This window comes from Dorea acetigenes, from assembly GCF_025567385.1.
In the GTDB taxonomy this organism is placed as follows: Bacteria; Bacillota; Clostridia; order Lachnospirales; family Lachnospiraceae; genus Claveliimonas; species Claveliimonas acetigenes.
This window is the reverse complement of the sequence record NZ_JAOQJU010000002.1, coordinates 47,979-70,345: the sequence shown is the minus strand read 5'-3', so window position 1 is coordinate 70,345 and position 22,367 is coordinate 47,979. Positions and strand designations below refer to the sequence as shown.

The window sequence follows — 22,367 nt, the reverse complement described above, 5'->3', positions numbered from 1 at the left end:
AAAAATTATATACTTTTTCTTCAAATTGCTATATAATAGATACAAGGCTAAATAACTGCGGAGAAAAGGAGCGTGAATTTTTATGGAAAAAACGAATACAGTTATTACAATAGGAAGACAATTCGGAAGTGCAGGGCGTGAAATCGGATATAAAGTCGCAAAAGATTTAGGTATTAAATTATACGATAAAGAAATGTTAGATCGCGCCGCAAAAGAAAGTGGTATCTGCCAGGAATTATTCGAAACACATGATGAAAAACCTACCAATAGTTTTTTATATTCCTTGGTTATGGACACGTATTCTTTGGGTTATTCTTCCGGAAGCTATACGGATATGCCGATTAATCATAAAGTATTTCTTGCCCAATTTGATGCAATTAAAAAAATTGCAGATGAGGGTCCATGCATTCTGGTTGGCCGATGTGCTGACTATGCGTTGGAAGAATATGATAATGTACTCAGCGTGTTCATTCATGCTGATTTAAATGCACGTATCCGCAGAATTGCACGTATCTATGATCTGACAGATGCAAAAGCAAAAGATATGATTAACAAGACAGATAAAAAGCGTTCCAGCTATTATAATTACTATACGAATAAGCGCTGGGGAGACGCTGTCAGCTATGACGTCAGTCTCAACAGTTCCCTTCTCGGAATTGACGGAACTGCAGAAGCAATCAAACGGCTGGTAGAAATAAAAGAAAACAATAATAATAAAAAATTATAATGTAATCTGAAAAGAAAAGAGTAGGAAGGAAATATCTCTGCCAGTTCATCAGTAACAAAGGCTGGTAAGATATTTCCTTTTTTCTTTATTATCTTACATGCAAAATCCGCTCCGGCCAGCCGCTGATATTTCCATTAAGAATCGCCGTAAACATCCTTTGCTTTACACCGGGATGTTCTGTATTCAACTGTTTCACCAGTTCTTTTGCATATTGCCGCTTCGTGTAACCATCAACAGGACATCGGCTTTTTACAACCGGAAGATTATATTTGTTCTTAAAACCTATAACATCGGCTTCGTCCACGAACATAATCGGTCGAATCACTGTAAGCTCCATGCGATCCAGATATGTTTTGGGAGAAAAAGAATAGAAACGTCCCTCAAATATAAGAGAGAGAAGCATAGTTTCTACAATATCATCCTTGTGATGGGCATAAGCAACCTTATTACATCCCATCTCTTTAACTGCCTGGTTTAAAGCCCCTTTCCGCATCTTTGCACAAAGTGAGCAGGGATTACTTTCTTTTCGTTCCTCAAATAAAATACGGGAAATATCTGTTTTTACAATATGATATGGGACATCAAGCTCCCTGCACAGACTTTTTACCGGAGAAAAATCACAGTCTTCGTAGCCTAAATCCACGGTGACGGCACTTAATTCAAACTTCTGTGGGTAAAACCGTTTCAGACCATGCAGAGCATAGAGCAGCGTCAGACTATCCTTTCCACCTGAAATTCCTACAGCGATATGGTCGCCTTCCTGTATCATAGAATACTCGTCAACAGCTTTTCTTGTATAGCTTAATAATTGTTGTAATTTCATAGCTTTTTCCTTTTCTTACTTTATTATGGTTCATTATGGTTCACGCAGCTTCACGGCAGATGCAGCCTGACGGCGTCTGTTTTCATCGATTGCAGCATAATGTTTTTTTGTAGTATTCACATCCTTATGCCCAAGGACATCGGCAACAAGATAAATATCTCCGGTTTCTTTATATAAAGAAGTACCATAGGTACTGCGAAGTTTATGGGGCGTAATTTTCTTATTGGGCGTCACCTGGCGGGCATATTTCTTTACCATATTTTCAACAGCCTGTACACCCATTCGACGACGCTGCGTGGATAAAAACAGAGCGTTTTCATGTCCCGGGAGAGGAGTGATGGCCTTTCTGTCCTTTTCCATATAATTCTGTAACGCCTGTTCCACTTCATCGCCAAAATAAACAACCATCTCATTGCCGCCTTTTCTGGTTACTTTAATGCCATTATTCTTAAAATCCACATCATTTATATCCAATCCTACACATTCTGATACACGGATACCGGTTCCGAGAAGTAAGGTCAAAATAGCCATATCACGATTTTTCGTTTTTTCATAATAAAGCTTCGCTTGACCGGTAAGCTGATCGCCACAAGAATCAACATAATCTAAAAGCATTGCAACTTCATCCGTTTCCAGTCGTATAATTGCTTTCTCATGGATTTTAGGCATGTCTACAAGAAGCATCGGATTATTGGAAATAGCCTGATGTTTGTAATAATAACCGAAAAAGCTTCTCAGAGCTGATAATTTACGCGCAAGCCCTTTTTCACCATTCGTCATAAGTTCATCATCATCACGCTTATAAACCTTGAGATATTCCATATATTCTTCAATATCTACAGGGGTTAGGTTTTCCAAATCCCGGAGAGTAAATTGTTCTGTTGTATAATCGGTATACAGCGGATTATTCTCCATCAAAAAACGGAAAAATACCCGAATATCATAAGCATAGTTCATTCTGGTACGTATGGATGATGTTGGTTCAATTGCCCGGAAAAAATCTCCGGCAAAAGGCGGAAGTGTTTTGAGAATATCCCGAAGACGCAAGGTATAGTCAATCACTGTCTGTTCATGATAAGTTCGATTTTTTGAATTAGCCATAAATAAAAACCTCCATGTGTTTCATTTTATCACATTGTCCTATCTATGTCTATATCTTTTGGAAAAATCGGTATTTTACATATAGATATATTCTTCTAATCCTTAATAATCCGTATCTTGATAAGCTACAGTAAGGTATCTTTCCGCGTATATATCATCACTCTTTAATCCATTAATGTCTTTCAATGTATCTATATATTCTTGAATGGAAGAATAATCTTCCGGCATATATTCTTCAGCAATACTCCAAAGTGTATCTCCGGATTTAAGTTCCACGCTTGTGTAATACGTATTGTAAGCAGAGTGTGTGTCTTTCTCCTTTCCGCGAGCCTTTACAAATCCCTTACATGCCAAAATAGAAACCAGGATGCATATCATGGATACTGTAACAATAAAACAACGTCTGATAAATAATTCCTTTGCTTTTCTTCTCTTAACTTTTGTCTGCATAGCTGCTTCCCCCTTATTAGATTTAATATGGATATGAATTCTTTTCTCGATTTCGAACGTCCGTTCCTGGTGATTTTGATTATATAGCAAGAACAAATGTTTGTCAACAGAAAACGCTAAAAATTTCGAACATATTTTCGCAACATTTGTTTGCTTTTTTTGAATTCATATGATAGAATTAAGAAAAGCTCATGTAACATATATATTATCGAAAGGGGATTTTAAAGCCTATGGGATACGGAAAGATTACTCCAAAACAAAAGGAAATTCTAGAATACATTAAAGCGCAGATATTGGAGCGGGGCTTCCCGCCGGCCGTACGAGACATATGTGAGGCCGTTAATTTGAAATCCACTTCTTCTGTCCATTCACATCTGGAGACACTGGAAAAAAATGGATACATAAGACGGGATCCTACAAAGCCAAGGGCAATTGAGATTCTGGATGATACCTTCAACCTTACAAGACGTGAACTTACGAATGTTCCGCTTATTGGCCGCGTTGCTGCAGGAGAACCGCTGCTTGCACAGGAAAATATTGAAAATTACTTTCCGATTCCGGTAGAGCTTCTCCCCAATAATACTACTTTCCTTTTGACGGTGAAGGGTGAAAGTATGATTAATGCAGGTATTCTGGACGGCGATATGATTCTTGTTGAAGAAAAGCATACTGCCAGTAATGGCGAAATGGTTGTAGCGTTAATTGAGGATAGCGCTACCGTCAAGACTTTTTATAAAGAAGAAGGAATTATCCGGCTGCAGCCTGAGAACGACGAGATGGAACCTATTATGGTGAGAGATGTTATGATTCTCGGAAAAGTAATCGGTGTCATACGTTTTTTTAAATAAAATGACCGGGAGCGCCTTTCGTGCGCTTCCCGGTTATTTTTACAATTCGCTCCTCGGAATTTCTTCCCCATCACTCCACACATGCTCCAGATTATAAAATGAGCGGTTTTCTTTGTCAAACACATGTACGATCACATCGCCAAAGTCCAGAAGCACCCAGCTTCCCTGCCCGTACCCTTCTCTTTGTTTAAGCGGATAACCGGCTTTATGCATTTTTTCATTTACATTATCAACCAATGCGTTCATCTGGCTGTTGCTTCCTCCGGTTGTAATGATAAAATAATCAGCAATTACTGATATGGCAGATATATTAATGATTTTTGTATTTTCACCTTTTTTTTCTTCCAGGGCATCATATGCAATGCGTGCCATTTCTTTTCCATGCTCCATATACGCTATACCTCCTCCTTTTTCAGATATGCTTTATAATACAGATAAGTTTTTTCTGTCATAGGATCTACTGTTATATTCCTCGTATTCAGATAATTGAGGGAATCCTGTAAAATCTGATAGATACATTCATCAATATTTTCAAAAGCCAGCCTTCTTATTTCGGCCATGTTAGGAAGTTCTCTTCTCCCCGGCTCTATATAATCGGCAACATACACGATTTTCTCTAAGAGAGACATAGCAGGTTTCCCGGTCGTATGAAAAGTTATTGCGCTGAGGATGGCTTCATCCCTAACGTGATATTTCTTTTCTGCAAGATAAGCTCCAAGCTTGGCATGAAGAAGGCTGGGATTTGAGCGTTCGGTTTCAGAAACCTCCAGATGATATTTGCTGCACATTTTAAATTTCTTATTCGTAGGAATACATTTTGCACAGTCATGCAAAAGTCCTGCAATCAATGCACTTCTTATGTTTTCCTGATAGCGCATTGCAAGCGCTCCTGCCGTGTACATGACTCCCAATGTATGCTCATAACGATCCTCGTCCAAATGTTTCTTAAGCTTCTGCTGCATTCTTTTTATCTGTTCGTTCATCTCTCATCCTTCTCCTCATATAGCCTTATATAATTCATGTCTCTGAATATAATTCTCCACTATCTCTGGAAGATATTCCGAAACGGAACCGCCCTCTTTTAGAACTTCTCTCAATTCATGCGAGGATACATGGAGCAGCGGAGTATCCAAAAGCCTGATCTTAGCGTTATATTTCTCACAAAGTTCCTGCATCTTGCTGTTCATTTTTTCGCGGGTATCTATATCGTCTCTGTAGGCAGCCAGAATTGTACATGTTGGAAAAATACGTTCCGGATGCACCCAGCTTTCTATTGTAAATAAAGAGTCAGCGCCAATGATAAAATAAAATTCGTCCTGTGGATAGTTTGCCTGCAGATATTCAAGCGTCTGATAAGAACAGGATATTTTTTCCTGATTTACCTCGTGCAGATTTAATTTAAAATATTCTGTATCTGCAATGGCTAATCCCACCATCTCCGCACGTGTTTTTGCATCAGATTCAATGCTGCTGTTTTTTTTATGGGGCGGATTGCCGTTTGGCATAAACCATATCTCATCTAATTTGCATTGACGGTAGGCATATTCTCCAAGCATTAAATGTCCATTGTGAATCGGATCAAATGTCCCTCCCATAATTCCTATTTTCATTGATATACCTCATTATATTTACATAATAAAATTATGGTAACTGTATCTTCTTTTTGTCTGGTTTACCTTCTTTATAAAGGACAATTTTTTTTCCAATCACCTGAACGACCAAAGAATGGGTACGCTCTGCCAGAATCTGTGCCAGTTCCTTCGGATCGTCCGCACAGTTCTGCAGTACACTGACTTTAATCAATTCTCTTGCGTTCAACGCTTCTTCCACCGCTTTTGTAAGCTCTGGAGTCATGCTGTTTTTACCGATTTGAAAAATCGGATCCATTGTCATGGCCAGACTTTTTAAATATGCTCTTTGTTTTGTCGTCATCTTTATTAACTCCCATATCTTATTTATTTATAGTAATCAAATTGAAGACCATACATGCGAACGGTATCACCTTCCTCAATCCCGGCCTCCTCAAGCTCGTCCAGAATTCCGGTATCTTTGAGAAACTTCTGAAAAAATGCAAAGCCCTTTTCGGAATCCAGATTTGTATATCCAAGCATTTTTTCAATCTTAGGCCCTTCTACTACATAAATATCCTCTTCTTTTTCTACCGTATAAGGCAGTTCCGCATAAATAAGCTCGTCTTCCGGAAAATATTCTTGTTCGAATATAATCGGTTCTGAATCCAGCTTCTCAAGTTCTCCCGCGACATAATACAGCAGCTCTTTAATGCCGGTTCCCGTTACACCGGATATAGGGAATACCTGGATCCCTTTTGGTTCAAATTCTTTGCGCAGCCTTTCTATAGGGTCGTTATCCTGATAGACGGCATCCATCTTGTTCGCTGCAATTACTTGCGGTCGTTTTGCTATTTCAGGATTATATTTTTCAAGTTCTGCGTTAATTTTATAAATATCCTCAACGGGGTCACGTCCCTCTGTCCCTGCCGCATCCACTACATGTATCATAAGCTTTGTCCGTTCAATGTGACGCAGGAACTCATGTCCAAGACCGATTCCTTCTGATGCCCCCTCAATCAATCCCGGAATGTCCGCCATCACAAATCCTTTGCTTCCTTCCAGGTCGACAACACCCAGATTGGGATCCAGAGTAGTAAAATGATAGTTCGCAATCTTAGGCCGGGCGTTCGTCACACGTGATAAAAGAGTAGACTTTCCTACATTCGGAAATCCGATTAATCCTACATCAGCAATAACTTTAAGCTCCAGATTGACCCATAGCTCCTGTGCAGGCTGTCCAGGCTGTGCATATTTAGGAACCTGCATGGTCGCTGTAGCAAAATGCTGGTTTCCAAGACCTCCTTTTCCACCTTTTAGAATGATCTGTCTGCGGTTATTCCCGGACATGTCAGCAATGACTTTTCCAGATTCAGCTTCTTTGATTACGGTTCCTTCCGGAACCCTCAATATAATATCATCAGCGTCAGATCCATGGCACCGTCTCTTACCGCCCGGCTCTCCGTCTTTTGCCGCATATTTCCTTCTATGACGGTAATCCTGAAGAGTGTTCAATCCCTCGTCTACCTCAAAAATAACGTCGCCGCCACGACCTCCGTCACCACCGTCCGGCCCGCCATTGGGAACATATAATTCTCTGCGGAAACTGACATGGCCGTCGCCGCCTTTACCTGAACGTATAAATATCTTTGCTCTGTCTGCAAACATATATAAACTCCTCTCTTTCTCGTACCCAAGGGTGATATAATAAAAGGGCTGTTGTAAACTTATCAATCCCCAAGTCTTTCAACAGCCCTTTTCGTCTCATCTAACTAAGCTACCGGATAGATAGAAACCTGTTTCTTATCTCTTCCTTTTCTTTCAAATCTAACAACACCATCAACCAAAGCGAACAATGTATCGTCACCACCGCGGCCTACATTAAGCCCTGGGTGAATCTTTGTTCCACGCTGTCTGTAAAGGATATTACCGGCTTTTACAAACTGTCCGTCTGCTCTCTTAGCTCCTAATCTCTTAGATTCAGAGTCACGTCCGTTCTTTGTAGAACCAACTCCCTTTTTATGAGCGAAAAATTGAAGGTTTAATTTCATCATGGTCGTTACACCTCCTCAAATGTTAACTGAATATATTTTGCATAGTTTTCGTCATCTGCCATATCTCGAAGACCAAGAATCATGGCATCCAACAACAATGCGGCTTCGGCAGATGGTCTGTCCTTCAATTTGAAATCAATCAGACCCTCTTCATCATCCGACACAACTGAAAAACGGTCATCGGTATACTTCTCAACAGCATTCACTGTATTCATAATCAATACAGATGCTGCGGCACACACAATATCCTGACCTTCCTCGCTGTAACCGGCATGCCCTCTGGCAACGAAGCCTTCACACTTTTGCTTACTATTACGATAAACCGTTACCTGAATCATCTCTGGACATCCTCAATACTAAGCATTGATTTTTTCAATCTTAACTGCTGTGTACTGCTGTCTGTGTCCATTTTTCTTATGGTATCCAGTCTTTCTCTTATACTTGTAAACGATAACTTTTCTGGCTTTTCCGTTCTCTACAACAGAAGCCTCAACGGTTGCTCCCGCTACGGTAGGATTTCCAACCTTTAACTCGTTGTCGCTTACTGCAAGCACCTGGTCAAATGTATAAGTCTCTCCGGCTTCTACACCAAGCTTCTCTACTCTAATGATATCGCCTTCGGCTACTTTGTACTGTTTACCACCTGTTGCTATAATCGCGTACATATGGCACCTCCTATTATCATTACTCGCCAATTATGGTATCCATCAAACAGATGGATTTTAGGAACCTCATTGTGCGGCATACTGTAGTATAATAACATAAATATTTTATAAAATCAATAGATTTATCATAAAAAATCAAGAGAATTACAACAAATGAACCCCTTTTTCTTCTGTCTTTTGAATAGTATCTTCCGGCCATATGGAGGACTGTACTTCGCCGATATGGGCTTTTCTCAAATAATACATACAAATTCTGGACTGTCCGATTCCACCGCCGATGGTACAGGGAAGTTCTCCGGCAAGCAACGCTTTCTGAAATTCCAATTCTGCCCTTTCTTCACATCCTGCCAAAGCAAGCTGACGCTTCAGGGATTCCTCGTCTACACGGATTCCCATAGAAGAAAGTTCCAACGCAATATCAAGCACAGGATAATATACAACAATATCTCCGTTTAACTCCCAGTCATCATAATCCGGGGCACGCCCGTCGTGTTTTTCCCCGGAAGCTAATATCTTGCCAATCTGTGAAATAAACACAGCTCCTTTATTTCTTACAATCTGATATTCCCTCTCTTTGGCATCCATACCCGGATACATATCTTCCAACTCCTGGGAAGTAATGAATGTAATTTCCTCCGGAAGCAGAGGTTCTATGTAATTGTAACGGCGGGACATAAAGTCTTCCGTATCTTTCAGAGCGGCATACACCTTTCTGACGGTATACTGCAGTGTCTCTGTGTTTCTTTCTTCTCTGGAGATTACCTTCTCCCAGTCCCACTGATCTACATATATGGAATGAATATTGTCTGTATCTTCGTCCCGACGGATAGCACTCATGTCTGTATATAATCCCTCGCCTGAATGAAAAGCATACCGTTTTAATGCATATCTTTTCCATTTTGCCAGAGAATGTACTATTTCTGCCATATCGTCATTCTGCTCTTTTATCCCGAATGAAACCGGTCTCTCCACTCCATTTAGATTATCATTCAACCCTGTCTGAGGTTTCACAAACAGAGGGGCAGATACGCGGGTCAAATGTAGTGATTTCGCAAGAGCTCTTTCAAAATGATCTTTTACTTCTTTAATTGCCACCTCTGTTTCGCGGATCGTGAGCGGCGACCGGTAGCCTTCAGGTATCAATACTTCTCCCATATCTATATTACTCCTTTTTCACCAATTTTCATTCCCAGCAGTTTTTCTGCATTACCATGAAAAATTGCCTGTTTCTCGCCTTCCGTAAGTGGAAGTCCCTTTAAATGTTCTACAAATTCTTTCTGCCCCGCCCATGGGGAATCTGTTGCAAACAAAATTCTGTCTGTTCCATGCTTTCTGGCAATCCGTATAAATTGCTCGTCTGAGATTTTTCCAAAAACAACCGCCGTATCAAACCATACGGGAAGTCCTGTCAGGTACGTTTCTACCTCATCCCAGCGAAGGAACCCTCCCATGTGCGCAAGGACCAGCTTCTCCGGCTGTACTTCACGGAACATCTCATAAACCCGCTTTGGAGTACAGTGCGTGCACTCCGGGTATCCGGGGTCATATCCGGCATGGACGCTGATAATCAGTCCCAGCTCTGTCGCATAAGAAAGAATCCTTTTATAACGGATATCATCAATATAGACTCCCTGATAATCCGGATGTAACTTAATCCCTTTAAAGCCAAATTCCTTCAGTATCTTTAACTGTCCTTTGTAATCTTCACTATCAGGATGGATTCCGCCGAATGACAGAAGCTTTCCTTCCTGAAATCGGGAGGCAAAGCGATTGATTGAATCAAACTGAGAAGGCTTTGTCACCACCGGCAGCACCACCGAACAATCCAGGCCTGCCTCTTCCGTAGAAGCAAGAAGACCATCGGCCATCCCATTAGTAGCCGGTTCCGTCTGACATCTTTCTGCCAGAAAAGCAAGCGTTTTCGCCGCTATCTTTTCCGGGAACATATGTGTATGAAAATCAATCATGGTGTTCCTCCTGCTTTTTTATCTGATTGTAACAATATCCTATAATATCTTTACGTGTAATAATACCAATAAAATTCTTCTGATCGTCAATAACCGGAACAAAATTCTGTTCCATAGCGCGGTCAATCAAATCCTCCATGTTCGATTCAGCGCTGACACACTGGTAATCCAGGCGTCTTTCAATTTTCATGACACTGATGGATTCTGTTTTCTTGACATCAATCGTCTTCAGTTTTTTCAGTCCCCACAGAAGATCCCCCTCTGTGATGGAGCCGACATATTTTCCATCTTTACTCAAAATCGGAACCGAAGAATACTTATGGTATTCCATAATTTCCAAAGCCTGCCTGACCGTGTGGTAATCATATATGTATGCAAGCTCCGCCTTAGGTTTTAGAAAAAACAATATGTTTTTCATCTTCTTATGAACCTCCCATCCGATTCATAATGATAGATTAAATCTGCGTTGTGACAAAAATATCATAAATAGCTGTGATAGCAGCATTGAAGTCATGGTTCCTTACACCGATAATAATGTTCAGCTCGCTGGAACCCTGATCAATCATCTTGACATTTACATTGCTATGAGCAAGTGCAGAAAAAATGCGTCCTGAAGTACCTCTGGTAGCCCGCATACCGCGCCCCACAACGGCTATCAGCGCAAGATCCGATTCTAATTCCAGAAAATCCGGATTTACCGCTCGGTGGATGCCCGCCAGTACTTTCTGCTCTTTTTCTTCAAATTCATCCTGATGGACGAAGATTGTCATCGTATCAATGCCGGAGGGCATATGTTCAATGGAAATCTGATTATCTTCAAATACCTGAAGCACTTTCCGACAGAATCCCACTTCTGAATTCATCATATCTTTTTCTACGGTAATCGATGCGAAATCCTTCTTCCCGGCAATACCCGTAATTACAAAACGGGGCTTTCTGCAGGTTCCCTCTACGATTAAGGTACCCTTATGCTCCGGTGCATTCGTATTGCGGATGTTGATGGGGATGCCTTCCTTTCTTACAGGGAAGATTGCATCTTCATGAAGAACAGTTGCTCCCATATAAGAAAGCTCCCGCAACTCCCGATATGTAATCACATCAATAGATTTTGGATTCTTCACCACTCTCGGATCTGCAATCAGAAAACCAGATACATCTGTCCAGTTTTCATAGATATCTGCATGTACGGCTTTTGCTACGATAGAGCCTGTAATATCAGACCCTCCCCGTGAAAATGTCTTAATCTTGCCGTCAGGCTTACTTCCGTAGAATCCGGGAATTACAGCTTTGGCGGTACCGGAAAGCCGCTCTGAAAGAATCGTATCTGTTTTTTCTGAATCAAAATTGCCATTTTCATCAAAAAAGATTACTTCCGCTGCGTCAATAAATTCATAGCCAAGATAATTTGCCATGACGATACCGTTTAAGTATTCTCCTCTAGAAGCAGCATAGTCTCTTCCGATCTTCTTACTGAAATTCTCACGGATAATCTTAAATTCTTCATCCAGGTTCAGATGAAGCTTAAGACCGTCAATGATTTCCTTATAACGGGCTTTGATGCCTTCAAGCTGTTCTTCAAATTCCTCCTCCTGAATAGCCAGGCAGTAACAGCTATATAACATATCGGTTACTTTCGTATCGTTTGATGTGCGTTTCCCCGGTGCTGATGGAATTACATATCTCCTTGATTCCTCCTGCCGGATGATTCTTCCGACTTTTTTAAACTGCTCCGCACTTGCCAGTGAACTTCCACCAAATTTTACTACTTTTATCATTCCAGTAACCCTCCGTTTATTTCTTTTGTTTACATTTTACTCTTATTGATGGATGACATCTTCAAAAACTGCATGGGACACCTTCTGTAGGTCAGATGGAGACAGCTCAATCTGCATGCCAAGCTTTCCACCGCTTACATAGATTTTCTCAAGCTCTTTGGCATCCTCCTGGATCACTGTCGGGAACTGCTTTTTCATCCCGATTGCCGTACATCCGCCTCGGACATAGCCTGTCACCTTCGTCAGATCCTTTAAATGCAGCATCTCCAGAGACTTCTCACCCACCGCCCTTGCCGCCTTCTTAAAATCAATCTCCGCTTCAATTGGGATAACGAATACATAATGCTCTCCGGTCTTTCCGGTTGTCACCAATGTCTTATAGACAAGCCGGTGCTCCAGACCAAGCATATCGGCAACCTGTATTCCATCTGTAAATTCTTCACATACATAGGTCTGATAAGAATACTTTATTTGATTGCGGTCAAGGATTCTCATCGCGTTGGTTTTTATCTCTTTTTTTCCCATCAAAGTCACCTCTAGTCTACTATAATACCTTCTCTGCTGTAATTGTCAAGCCTTTATCGAATTAAACTGTCAAAGTTTCAGTTATAGAAATATTTCCGTTCCCAGTGACTCAAGAGAACAGAACCCCGTGCCATCCGGTTTCTTTGCATATACTTCCAAGCGGTGATAATGCAGTGGATATTCCGCAGCATCAGCGCCTGCAAATGCCAAGAATGCTTCCATCACAAGCTCTGGCTTCAGATTTTGTTCGCTTCCGGCAGCCAGATGCAGAAAGAATTTCCCGTTCTCCCAATGGAAATCATAAATCATCGGCTTAATGTCTACTTCTTTTTCACTTCGCTTGGTTTTTTTCCGTACAATCATCTGCGGCATATCCATAAATTGTATGGCCAGCTCTTCCCATCCGTCAGGAAATGCCTCTGATTTGGATGTTACCAGATAATCGGCAGCAGCAACAATTGTCATACCGCTGCTCTTTTTCTCATCTGGAATCTGCAAAAAACTGACAATTTCTATTCCTTCTACCATAACGGCATTCATCTGTGAAACCGCATCTTCCGAAGAAATCGGCCTTGTAAGCTCAATGTCCAGATATTCTGCGTCGCTTGTAACTCCAAGCCCAAGAGGCTGTGCAAAAGACATAATCATATGGGGGCTATAGCCTGAAGTAAAGGCAATCGGGATATCTGCCCGCCGCATTACTTTCTGGAAAAAACGCATTACATCCAGATGTCCGATAAATTTCATGACTCCATATTTGCGGAACTTAATTCTTACTTTCAACACAGACGCCTCCCTTCCATTTTGCTACACCGCAGCCGGAACATCGCTGTCGGCAGTTAGGCGTTACCTCTCCGTTCATGGCGCGCTTCCATTCTTGTATCAGAAATTCTTTCGTTACACCTGTATCAATGAAGTCCCAGGGGAATTTTTCATCCAGGGAGCGTTCCCGGAGATTGTAGAAACCTATATCAATACCTGTATTTTCAAAAGCCTGCATCCATTTATCATTGTCAAAGGTTTCCGTCCAGGAATCGTAAAGACATCCCAAACGGTAAGCTTCCTCGATCACCTTTCCTGTTCTTCTGTCGCCCCGGGCAAATACGCCTTCTAATACGGTAACCTCCGCATCATGCCAGTTATATTTCAGACTCTTGCGGTTAAGCTGATCTTGAAACGCATGCTTTACAATGGCAGCTCTTGCAATGTATTCTTCGTTTGTATACATCCTCGCCCACTGGAAGGGAGTAAACGGCTTAGGAATAAAGAAGGAAGAACTTGCCGTAATCTGGCACTTCCCATTCCGCTGTTCCTTGGGAATCTCGTAGTAACGCCGGGCTACTTTGTCAGCAAGAACCGCTATTTCTTTCATATCTTCTTTCGTCTCCGTAGGAAGCCCGAGCATAAAATACAGCTTAACCTTAGACCATCCGCCCTCAAATGCCTGTCCGGCGCCATTGATGATATCCTCTTCTGTTAAACCTTTATTAATCACGTTCCGCATTCGCTGAGACCCTGCCTCCGGCGCAAAAGTCAAACTGCTTTTCCGGATATCCTGGACCTTTCCCATTACATCAAGGGAAAAGGCATCGATTCTGAGAGAAGGAAGAGAAATATTAATCCCTTTTTCTTTAAATTCTTCAATCAAAAATGTTACCAGTTCTTCTAATTGGCTGTAATCACTGGAACTTAAAGAACTTAACGAGATTTCTTCGTGTCCGGTGCTTTTCAGCATGTTTCGGGCATACGCTTTCAATTTTTCTACATTGCGTTCTCTGGTGGGACGGTAAATCATCCCCGCCTGACAAAACCGGCATCCCCGGATACAGCCTCTTTGTATCTCCAAAACCACCCTGTCCTGGGTTGCTTTGATAAAGGGAACAACCGGAGATTCCGGATAGTACGTATCTGTCACATCCATAACTACCTGTTTCTTAATTACTGCCGGGGCATGAGAGCTGCTTGGTGCAAATGTATCAATAGTTCCGTCCTCTTTATAAGTTACAGTATACAAAGACGGAACATAAATTCCTTCTATACCAGCCGCTTTCTCAAGGAAATCTTTCTTTGTGCCTCCGGCTTTTCGGTTCTCTTTATAGGTATCAAGAAGCTCGTCATATACTGTTTCACCTTCTCCGATATAAAACAGATCAAAAAATTCTGCCAACGGTTCCGGATTATACGTACAAGGTCCGCCTCCGATTACAATCGGGTCCTCTTCTTTTCTTTCACATGCTTTCAGAGCCATTCCGCTAAGATCCAATATCTGCAGAATATTCGTATAACACATCTCATACTGAATGGTAATGCCGAGAAAATCAAATTCTTTTATTGGATCTTGGGATTCCAGTGCAAATAGAGGAAGCTTCTCTTCCCGCATAATTTTATCTAAATCTATCCATGGAGAGTATACCCGCTCACACCAGACATCCTCGCGGCGGTTAAACATATCATAGAGAATCTGAATGCCTAAATGTGACATTCCTATCTCATACACGTCTGGAAAGCACATGACAAAACGAATATCCACTTTGCTTTTGTCTTTGATTACACTATTTACTTCATTGCCTATATAGCGGGCCGGTTTCTCTATTTTTAATAATATTTCGTCACTTAATGCTAATTTTCTCATGTATTTACCTCATTACAGACCAATTGTACATACAGGAAGCGTTGATTAAAGTAAAATCAACGCCTCCTAATCTGTTTTCCATTATAACAATTTTACAAAACACTGTCAATTCCCGCATAATCCGTTTCAATCACATCAACAATCTGGCTGCTGCTTACATCAGCAATTTTTTCTCCCTGGTAATCTAAGGTGACAAATGCTGCAAAAAGCAGAACGCAAAGCAGTATCCTAAGCCCCAGGGTCCCGGGAACTTCATCTTCCCCATCAGCTTCCCTGTACAGGCTGGCATATGTATTAGCATATCTTGGATGTACGGCAGGTGGTGTCCGATAATCGGAATACAAATTTTTCGTCTGGTTAAGAAGCTGTTTTCTGCGCTTTTCCGAATCATTCATAAAATTGCCCCTTTTCACATTTACATATGAACGTCTCTATCATCCAGTATACGCAGAAAAGGGCGCTTTCATTCCGAATTCGGTCTTATCTGTCGGCCAATTCCCGGACGATGTCATCCCAGCTTATCCCCCGCTCTACCATCAATACCATTGCATGATAGAGAAAATCTGCCATTTCATATTTAATTTCTTCAGGATTGGGGTTCTTAGCAGCGATAATAATCTCTGTCGCTTCCTCGCCTACCTTTTTCAGGATTTTATCAATCCCCTTGTCAAACAGATAGTTCGTATAGGAGCCCTCCTTAGGATGTTCGCGCCGGTTCTGGATCGTAGCGTAAACACTTTCAAATACCTGCAGGGGGTTCGTCTCATCATAGTCTGTTCCCACAATCGGCTGGAAGAAGCAGGTCGGATTTCCCGTATGGCAGGCCACTCCCACCTGATCCACCTTGGCAAGCAGCGTATCTTTATCACAGTCAATGGTAAGAGATTTTACGTACTGGAAATGCCCGCTGGTCTCTCCTTTTACCCACAGGCTCTGTCTGCTTCTGCTGAAATAGGTCATCTTTCCTGTCTTCACCGTCATATAGAAAGCCTCTTCATTCATGTAGGCAACCATAAGAACTTCCTGTGTTTTATAATGCTGTACAACAACAGGAAGAAGTCCGTCCGCATTTGTCTTAAATTCCGAGAATTCCATCATCGTTTCAAAAGATGTCATTTTGATTTCTTCTTGTTCACATTTATTTTTAAAAGCAACAAAATCCATATCCGTCTGGCTTACGAATTTTCCGGAAAGTCCCTTGACTCCGGGACACTTAAGTATTTTAAAAAGCTCCGGTTCTTCCATAGTATCCGTAATAATTACACAAGGAATTTCCGTAATATTCATAACAGAATCCAAATCCAGGCGATGCATGAAAACAATTTCGCTGCTATAATCCTGAATCAGGTGCTGCTGTTTAAATAACGCATCAAAATCGTTCAATGAAACAGCTATTTTCTCTTTGCCGAATCTTTTGGCCGCGTCTTCAATTAATTTCAGGCTGTCTGTCTTGGAAAAATTCAGCATAGCCCTTTTAGCACCGGCGTATAGAATTTTCTTTACGTCTTCCTGCCGCCTGATATTCCCGCCGGCAACCATTGGGATCCGAATCACACGGTTAATCTTCTTCATCAGATTAATTGCTTCATCATGTTCTTCATCAGAATCTGACAGATCCAGAACAATCAATTCATCTGCCCCATGGTCGCTGTAATATTTTGCAAGCCCCACAACGTCTTCTGATAGCACAGTTCTGTCATCAAACCACTTCACCGCCTTACCAGAATCAATAAAAATACATGGTATTAATTTCTTGTAACTCATTTTGAAAACTTCTCCTCTTTACAGTGCGCCTTTTGTAGTCCACGCCTCTTTCATGCGAGGCTCATCCATGGTGGCCATGTCAAGCGCTTTTCCAAATCCTTTAAACATTGCTTCAGCCATATGATGACTGTTTTTGCCATCCAGGATCTTAAGATGCAGATTCATCATGGCTGTATATGAAACTGCATAGAAAAATTCACGGATCATTTCCGTGTCAAGGGTTCCTATCCGTTCTGTGGGGAACGAAGCGTCATAGTTCAAGTAAGGACGTCCTGACAGATCCACCGCGCAAAGCACCAAGGATTCATCCATAGGCAGAAGAAAACTTCCATACCGCTTGATACCTGCTTTATCTCCCACAGCCTTTAAAATAGCCGTTCCCAGTACAATTCCCACATCTTCAACTGTATGATGGCAGTCTACGTGGATATCTCCCTCTGCTCTTACCGTAAGGTCAAACAATCCGTGACGTGCGAATCCATCCAGCATATGATCAAAAAATCCGATTCCTGTATGGATATCATTTCTTCCCTGCCCGTCCAGATTAATGGTGACGGTGATATCGGTTTCTTTTGTTTTTCTTTTACATGTTGCTGTCCTCTCCATGTGGAAGCTCCCCCTATTCTTCAAAACGGACTCTTATAGAATTTGCATGGGCAGTAAGCTGTTCTGCTTCTGCAAAGGCCTCTATATCTTCATGAATCAGTGCAAGCGCTTCTTTTGAATAGCCGATGATACTTGATTTTTTAATAAAGTCATCAACAGAAAGCGGTGAAAAGAATCTTGCCGTTCCGTTGGTGGGAAGCACATGATTCGGTCCTGCAAAATAATCTCCCAAAGGTTCACTTGCATATTCACCGATAAAAATTGCACCTGCATTACGGATTTTTGTCATTACATTATACGGATCTTTCGTCATAATCTCCAAATGTTCAGAAGCAATATCATTTGCAATTTCTATCACTTCGTCCATCGTATCTGCAACCAAAATATATCCATAATTATCCAGAGATTTTTGAATAATTTCCCCGCGGGAAAGTTCTCTCACAAATGTATCCACCTGTTCAGAAACCTTTATGGCAAGTTCGCTGCTTGTGGTAACCAAAATGGCAGAAGCAAGTTCGTCATGTTCTGCCTGAGACAAAAGATCTGCTGCTACATATCTGGGGTTCGCAGTCTCATCAGCTACAACAAGAATCTCACTTGGCCCCGCAATGGCATCGATGCTTACATGACCGTATACGGCTTTTTTAGCCAATGCCACATAGATATTACCCGGTCCTACGATTTTATCCACTTTTGGAATAGACTCTGTTCCATAGGCAAGCGCTCCTACCGCCTGCGCCCCGCCCACTTTATAGATTGCTGTTGCCCCTGCTTCATGGGCAGCAACCAGAGTATTGGGATTAACCTTTCCGTCTTTTCCGGGTGGTGTTACCATAATAATTTCCTCTACACCTGCCACCTGCGCCGGGACAATATTCATAAGGACAGAAGAGGGGTATGCCGCTTTCCCTCCCGGAACATAGACTCCGACTCTCTGGAGCGGTGTTATTTTCTGACCCAATATTGTTCCATCCGGCTTACTGTCAAACCAGCTGTACCTACGCTGCTTTTCATGATAATTCCTGATATTATGCAAAGCTTTTCCGATAATCCCGACGAAAGAGTCATCTACCTGGTTATAAGCCTCTTTTATTTCTGCTTCCGTTACCTGTACATTGCCTGAATGAATCAGAGCATGATCGAATTTTTGGGTGTACGCAAATACTGCCGCATCTCCTTCTTCTTTTACACGGGCAAGAATCTCTGCAACTCCCTGTTCATATTGCCCATAATTATTGGGACTTCTCTTCAGCAGATCTTCTAACAGATTTTGTCGGCTGTTTCTGTCTAATTTCTGTATTCTCATTCTCATCATCTCCTATATTACTGTGCGCAGCTTCGTAATCAGATTCTTAATGCGATCGCTTTCCATCCGCATACTGACTGGATTTACAATCATTCTTGCAGATAAGGGGCACACTTCTTCCAGTATAGTAAGTCCATTCTCTCTTAAAGTGGAACCTGTCTCTACAATATCGACAATTACTTCTGACAGCCCCACAATCGGCGCAAGCTCAATGGAGCCGTTTAACTTGATGATTTCCACCGTCTGATGCTTTTTATTATAGAAATAATCTTTCGCAATATTGGGATATTTGGTTGCCACACGAATCAATTCATGATGCATAAGAAGCGGTGCTGCCTCCCCAGGCCCGCAGACGCACATTCTGCATTTCCCATAGCCAAGGTCAAGTACTTCATGTACCTTTCTTCTTTCTTCCAGGATGGTATCTCTCCCTACGACTCCGATATCGGCAGCCCCATATTCTACATAGGTAGGAACATCCGGTCCTTTGGATAGAAAGAAGCGGAGTTTCAATTCTTCATTAACAAAAATCAGTTTTCTGGAATCTTTATCCTTCATCTCTTCGCAGGTAATTCCAACTTTTTCAAAAAGCTCCAGTGTCTGATTTGCCAGGCGCCCTTTTCCAAGGGCAAATGTCAGATATCTCATGTTATGTCCACCTCTATGGATTCATTATTTTTTGTTTGTTATTTAAAAGATCCACGACTGTCAGCCGTCCGTCTTCTTCCAGATACAGCATGGTCTCAGCATAGTATTTTCTGCCATATTCTATATAGTCCGCCAGCGGTCTGTCTGGATCACGTTTTACCAGCTCTGTACTAATGTCTTTGCTTCGAAATTCTCCGGCCTTTTCGATAGCGTCTTTTTGTTTTGCCGCATCATAGAGAAGAATGGTATTTTCACCAGAACACTGAATCTCTATCTTCTGCCTTGTAAGGGCGTTCATCAATTCATCTACAACAATGGCAAATCCTATGGATGGAGAATGTTTGCCGAATTTTTCCAGCAAATGATCATATCTTCCGCCTTTTACTACCGCATCGCCCGTACCAAACGTATAACCTCTGAAAATAATTCCGGTATAATAGCCATAGATACCGCTCATACTGAAATCAAAATTGATATATTTCTCTACGCCATATAATTTCAGCACTTCGTAAATTGCTTCTAAGCGGCAAACTGCAGCAGCCGCCTTAGCGTTGGGAGCAATTGCTTTCGCTCTCTCCAGGATTTCCACGCCGCCATAAAGTTCAGAGAGCGCCGCAAATGCTTCCTTCGCACTCTGACGCACCCGGATACTTTCCAGAAATTCTTCTACACCGAAATAATTTCTGTTATTAATCAGTTCACGAACCCTTTCTTCTGCATCTTCATCAAGAGCCGCATCCTCAATCAGGCTCTGGAAAAAATCTACATTTCCTACATTAAGCTGAAAATCCTCTAAGCCTGCCTTCGTTAAACAACTAACAACCATAGCAAGCATCTCGGCATCTGCTTCCACACAATTCGTACCAATCAATTCTGCACCTAATTGTGTACTCTCTTTCATTCGCCCCTGATAACTGGAATGGTTAATAAACGTACTTCCATTATAGCACAGCCGGATCGGAAGAGATTCTCCTTCAAATAAAGTAGCGGCCGCCCTTGCAATGGATGGCGTAATATCCGGTCTGAGAACAAGCGTATTTCCTTCTTTATCGAAAAATTTGTATAATTCTTTTGACGGGATAGTCCCGATTTCTTTGCGGAATACATCAAAAAATTCAAATGTAGGCGTCTGTATGTCGTGATAGCCATGCAGACGAAGGATCTTATGCAATTGTTCCTCCAGCGCAAGCTTCTTTCTGCATTCCATATTATAAATATCCCGGACTCCTTCCGGTGTATGTAATAATTTTTCCATATACCCTCCATACTTCATCGTGCTAATACGCTAAACTCTTTTGCAATTATACGCATTTTCCCATATGTTGTCAAGTTCCTGACGGAACAGTTATGCTCCGTCCTCTCTCATTTCAAGATCTATCTGCATGGCGTCAAGATAAGGGAGGAAGCCGCCTTGCTTTAATTCAAGGAAATACAGTGGGTTCAATTCTTCAAAACGAATACTTTTTCGCCCTCCTGATGCCGCACGGTTCCAAAAATATCTTACCTCTTCAAAACGCATATAATACGCCAAATTCCTGACGCTGTAATAAATCAGCATGAAAGAAACTCCTCCCTGCTTCTCAAAATTTTCCATAAAGACTATTTGATGTTCATGAACATTTTGCAATGGGAAAGTTTCCACTTTACATTCTTTTGCATCAAAACAGACGGGAATCCCCTGTACCGCCCCGATATAATCCACCGTACTGCGCTGTTCAAAATACGCAAGAGTAATATGCCGGTGCTCTTTATCCATGCGAACCGGCGTAATCGGTGTCGGTATCTTTTGGATAAGCGCAAGTCCTTTTTCCAAATACCGTTCATTCGTCCGATTTACCATATCTTCTAAAGTAGAGCCTCTTAAACCTCTTGAGTTCCATGTAGCCATGTAATTCTCCTATTCCTGCAGTCCGCTATCATCCAAAAGACAGCCTTCCTTTTTAAGTATCTGATAAAAACCTTCCGGAAGCGCCGCTGTAAATATTCTGTTGGAAAGCCCGCCAAGAACCCCAGTCAGTTCGGGAAACTCCATACGACGTGCATGAAGAAGCTGTGACCTCACACCATATTTCCTAAGATACACCTGGTTTATCTCTGCTTCACCGTATTTAAAATCCCCTACAATCGGATGATGGATAGATGCAAGGTGGGCACGGATCTGATGAGTCCGTCCGGTAATAAGGTGAACCTCCAGGAGTGTCACGCCGTCTCCCCGGGCAATGGGTTTATATTCTGTTTCTATTGCCAGAGAATCCTTTGTGTTTTTGGGAGAAATGGTAACTTTATTCGTTATGCTGTCCTTGAGAAGATATCCTTTGATATGCCGTTCTCTCTTCACTATGCCTTTTACCAGGCACCAGTAATATTTTTTTAAACTTCTGGTTTTAAATAATTCTCCCATCTCCTGCAGCCCGGAAAGTGTCTTCCCGGCTGCCACAATCCCGCTGGTATTCCTATCCAGGCGGTTGCAGATGGAAGGATGAAATGCCCGCAGAGACTCCCGGGACAAAGCTCCGGTAGAAAGGAGATAGCTCTCCAGATGTTCCACCAGGGAGACATCTTCCCTCCTTGCTTTTTGAGAAAGCATTCCTGCAGGTTTGTTAATCAGCAGAACGTGTTCATCTTCATAAATAATATCTAGTTTGGACGCTGCCCTGGGAATACGGAGACTGGAAAATTTTTCAATCGTCTCATCCGAAAGGTAGAATTTCACTGAATCCCCTACTGACAGCCTTTCATTACCGGAAGCCTTTTTATCATTCAAAACAATATTTTTCTTTCTAAGCATTTTATAATAAAAACTTTTAGGAGCCTCATTCAGGTATTTGCCAAGGAACTTGTCAAGACGCTGCCCCGCTTCATTTGTCTCAATCGTAATCTCTTGCATAAAGACTCTCCCTTAGTCTTT

28 protein-coding genes are annotated in these 22,367 nt (G+C 41.8%); 2 read left to right on the top strand and 26 right to left on the bottom strand.

Annotated features, from left to right (window positions below):
- The first annotated feature begins 82 nt into the window (after window positions 1-82).
- On the top strand, window positions 83-727 hold the full coding sequence (locus OCV99_RS02740) for a cytidylate kinase-like family protein (RefSeq protein WP_158367928.1): 645 nt from the start codon (window positions 83-85) through the stop codon (window positions 725-727).
- Window positions 728-815: 88 nt separating this feature from the next.
- Here the strand turns inward: OCV99_RS02740 and OCV99_RS02735 are convergent, their stop codons facing one another.
- The 3 genes from OCV99_RS02735 to OCV99_RS02725 form a co-directional block, all read right to left on the bottom strand.
- Complete coding sequence (locus OCV99_RS02735) at window positions 816-1,550, bottom strand: tRNA 2-thiocytidine biosynthesis TtcA family protein (RefSeq protein WP_158367926.1); 735 nt, start codon at window positions 1,548-1,550, stop codon at window positions 816-818.
- A gap of 33 nt (window positions 1,551-1,583) precedes the next feature.
- A complete protein-coding gene (locus OCV99_RS02730; RefSeq protein WP_158367924.1) occupies window positions 1,584-2,651 on the bottom strand; it encodes a tyrosine-type recombinase/integrase in 1,068 nt (355 codons plus the stop codon).
- Between the two features lie 102 nt (window positions 2,652-2,753).
- Entirely contained in the window at window positions 2,754-3,101 is a 348-nt protein-coding gene (locus OCV99_RS02725; RefSeq protein WP_158367922.1) for a LysM peptidoglycan-binding domain-containing protein, read from the bottom strand.
- A 230-nt stretch (window positions 3,102-3,331) separates the two neighbouring features.
- Between OCV99_RS02725 and lexA the strand changes: the two genes are divergently transcribed.
- Entirely contained in the window at window positions 3,332-3,949 is a 618-nt protein-coding gene (gene lexA / locus OCV99_RS02720; protein ID WP_158367920.1) for a transcriptional repressor LexA, read from the top strand.
- A 39-nt stretch (window positions 3,950-3,988) separates the two neighbouring features.
- On the opposite strand, the gene rsfS is transcribed toward lexA, so the two are convergent.
- The 23 genes from rsfS to OCV99_RS02605 form a co-directional block, all read right to left on the bottom strand.
- Entirely contained in the window at window positions 3,989-4,339 is a 351-nt protein-coding gene (gene rsfS / locus OCV99_RS02715; RefSeq protein WP_158367918.1) for a ribosome silencing factor, read from the bottom strand.
- Window positions 4,340-4,344: 5 nt separating this feature from the next.
- Window positions 4,345-4,932, bottom strand: a complete 588-nt coding sequence (yqeK, locus tag OCV99_RS02710) for a bis(5'-nucleosyl)-tetraphosphatase (symmetrical) YqeK (protein ID WP_158367911.1) — start codon at window positions 4,930-4,932, stop codon at window positions 4,345-4,347.
- Between the two features lie 15 nt (window positions 4,933-4,947).
- Window positions 4,948-5,559 carry a nicotinate-nucleotide adenylyltransferase gene (gene nadD / locus OCV99_RS02705; RefSeq protein ID WP_158367909.1) on the bottom strand — a complete coding sequence of 204 codons (612 nt, stop codon included), beginning with the start codon at window positions 5,557-5,559 and terminating at the stop codon, window positions 4,948-4,950.
- 31 nt (window positions 5,560-5,590) lie between these two features.
- Window positions 5,591-5,881, bottom strand: a complete 291-nt coding sequence (gene yhbY, locus OCV99_RS02700; RefSeq protein ID WP_158367907.1) for a ribosome assembly RNA-binding protein YhbY — start codon at window positions 5,879-5,881, stop codon at window positions 5,591-5,593.
- A gap of 23 nt (window positions 5,882-5,904) precedes the next feature.
- Window positions 5,905-7,185: a GTPase ObgE gene (obgE, locus tag OCV99_RS02695; protein WP_158367905.1), complete on the bottom strand. Its 1,281-nt coding sequence runs from the start codon at window positions 7,183-7,185 to the stop codon at window positions 5,905-5,907.
- 104 nt (window positions 7,186-7,289) lie between these two features.
- The gene (rpmA, locus tag OCV99_RS02690) at window positions 7,290-7,571 is read right to left on the bottom strand and encodes a 50S ribosomal protein L27 (protein ID WP_158367903.1); all 282 of its coding nucleotides are present in this window, start codon (window positions 7,569-7,571) and stop codon (window positions 7,290-7,292) included.
- Window positions 7,572-7,576: 5 nt separating this feature from the next.
- On the bottom strand, window positions 7,577-7,909 hold the full coding sequence (locus tag OCV99_RS02685; protein WP_158367901.1) for a ribosomal-processing cysteine protease Prp: 333 nt from the start codon (window positions 7,907-7,909) through the stop codon (window positions 7,577-7,579).
- 18 nt (window positions 7,910-7,927) lie between these two features.
- Window positions 7,928-8,236 (bottom strand): 50S ribosomal protein L21, encoded by a 309-nt coding sequence (gene rplU, locus OCV99_RS02680; RefSeq protein WP_158367899.1) that lies wholly within the window; start codon window positions 8,234-8,236, stop codon window positions 7,928-7,930.
- 144 nt (window positions 8,237-8,380) lie between these two features.
- Window positions 8,381-9,391, bottom strand: a complete 1,011-nt coding sequence (asnA, locus tag OCV99_RS02675; protein ID WP_158367897.1) for an aspartate--ammonia ligase — start codon at window positions 9,389-9,391, stop codon at window positions 8,381-8,383.
- A 2-nt stretch (window positions 9,392-9,393) separates the two neighbouring features.
- On the bottom strand, window positions 9,394-10,203 hold the full coding sequence (locus OCV99_RS02670; RefSeq protein ID WP_158367895.1) for an amidohydrolase family protein: 810 nt from the start codon (window positions 10,201-10,203) through the stop codon (window positions 9,394-9,396).
- Window positions 10,196-10,621: a CBS domain-containing protein gene (locus tag OCV99_RS02665; RefSeq protein WP_158367893.1), complete on the bottom strand. Its 426-nt coding sequence runs from the start codon at window positions 10,619-10,621 to the stop codon at window positions 10,196-10,198. The genes OCV99_RS02670 and OCV99_RS02665 overlap by 8 nt, the downstream gene beginning before the upstream one ends.
- A gap of 37 nt (window positions 10,622-10,658) precedes the next feature.
- Complete coding sequence (locus OCV99_RS02660) at window positions 10,659-11,978, bottom strand: aspartate kinase (protein WP_158367891.1); 1,320 nt, start codon at window positions 11,976-11,978, stop codon at window positions 10,659-10,661.
- Window positions 11,979-12,020: 42 nt separating this feature from the next.
- On the bottom strand, window positions 12,021-12,503 hold the full coding sequence (gene ybaK / locus OCV99_RS02655) for a Cys-tRNA(Pro) deacylase (RefSeq protein WP_158367889.1): 483 nt from the start codon (window positions 12,501-12,503) through the stop codon (window positions 12,021-12,023).
- Between the two features lie 81 nt (window positions 12,504-12,584).
- Window positions 12,585-13,286 carry a TIGR03936 family radical SAM-associated protein gene (locus tag OCV99_RS02650; RefSeq protein ID WP_158367886.1) on the bottom strand — a complete coding sequence of 234 codons (702 nt, stop codon included), beginning with the start codon at window positions 13,284-13,286 and terminating at the stop codon, window positions 12,585-12,587.
- Entirely contained in the window at window positions 13,270-15,135 is a 1,866-nt protein-coding gene (locus OCV99_RS02645) for a TIGR03960 family B12-binding radical SAM protein (protein WP_158367884.1), read from the bottom strand. The genes OCV99_RS02650 and OCV99_RS02645 overlap by 17 nt, the downstream gene beginning before the upstream one ends.
- 92 nt (window positions 15,136-15,227) lie before the next feature.
- Entirely contained in the window at window positions 15,228-15,530 is a 303-nt protein-coding gene (locus OCV99_RS02640; protein WP_158367882.1) for a hypothetical protein, read from the bottom strand.
- Between the two features lie 85 nt (window positions 15,531-15,615).
- Window positions 15,616-16,899 (bottom strand): bifunctional phosphoribosyl-AMP cyclohydrolase/phosphoribosyl-ATP diphosphatase HisIE, encoded by a 1,284-nt coding sequence (hisIE, locus tag OCV99_RS02635; RefSeq protein ID WP_158367880.1) that lies wholly within the window; start codon window positions 16,897-16,899, stop codon window positions 15,616-15,618.
- Between the two features lie 18 nt (window positions 16,900-16,917).
- A complete protein-coding gene (gene hisB, locus OCV99_RS02630; RefSeq protein ID WP_158367877.1) occupies window positions 16,918-17,505 on the bottom strand; it encodes an imidazoleglycerol-phosphate dehydratase HisB in 588 nt (195 codons plus the stop codon).
- Between the two features lie 13 nt (window positions 17,506-17,518).
- Window positions 17,519-18,811 carry a histidinol dehydrogenase gene (gene hisD, locus OCV99_RS02625; protein ID WP_158367875.1) on the bottom strand — a complete coding sequence of 431 codons (1,293 nt, stop codon included), beginning with the start codon at window positions 18,809-18,811 and terminating at the stop codon, window positions 17,519-17,521.
- 12 nt (window positions 18,812-18,823) lie between these two features.
- The gene (gene hisG, locus OCV99_RS02620) at window positions 18,824-19,459 is read right to left on the bottom strand and encodes an ATP phosphoribosyltransferase (RefSeq protein ID WP_158367873.1); all 636 of its coding nucleotides are present in this window, start codon (window positions 19,457-19,459) and stop codon (window positions 18,824-18,826) included.
- 13 nt (window positions 19,460-19,472) lie between these two features.
- Window positions 19,473-20,714 carry an ATP phosphoribosyltransferase regulatory subunit gene (hisZ, locus tag OCV99_RS02615; protein ID WP_158367871.1) on the bottom strand — a complete coding sequence of 414 codons (1,242 nt, stop codon included), beginning with the start codon at window positions 20,712-20,714 and terminating at the stop codon, window positions 19,473-19,475.
- 90 nt (window positions 20,715-20,804) lie between these two features.
- Window positions 20,805-21,347 (bottom strand): Holliday junction resolvase RecU, encoded by a 543-nt coding sequence (locus OCV99_RS02610; protein WP_158367869.1) that lies wholly within the window; start codon window positions 21,345-21,347, stop codon window positions 20,805-20,807.
- 9 nt (window positions 21,348-21,356) lie between these two features.
- Window positions 21,357-22,346, bottom strand: a complete 990-nt coding sequence (locus OCV99_RS02605; protein ID WP_158367868.1) for an RluA family pseudouridine synthase — start codon at window positions 22,344-22,346, stop codon at window positions 21,357-21,359.
- Window positions 22,347-22,367 lie beyond the last annotated feature (21 nt).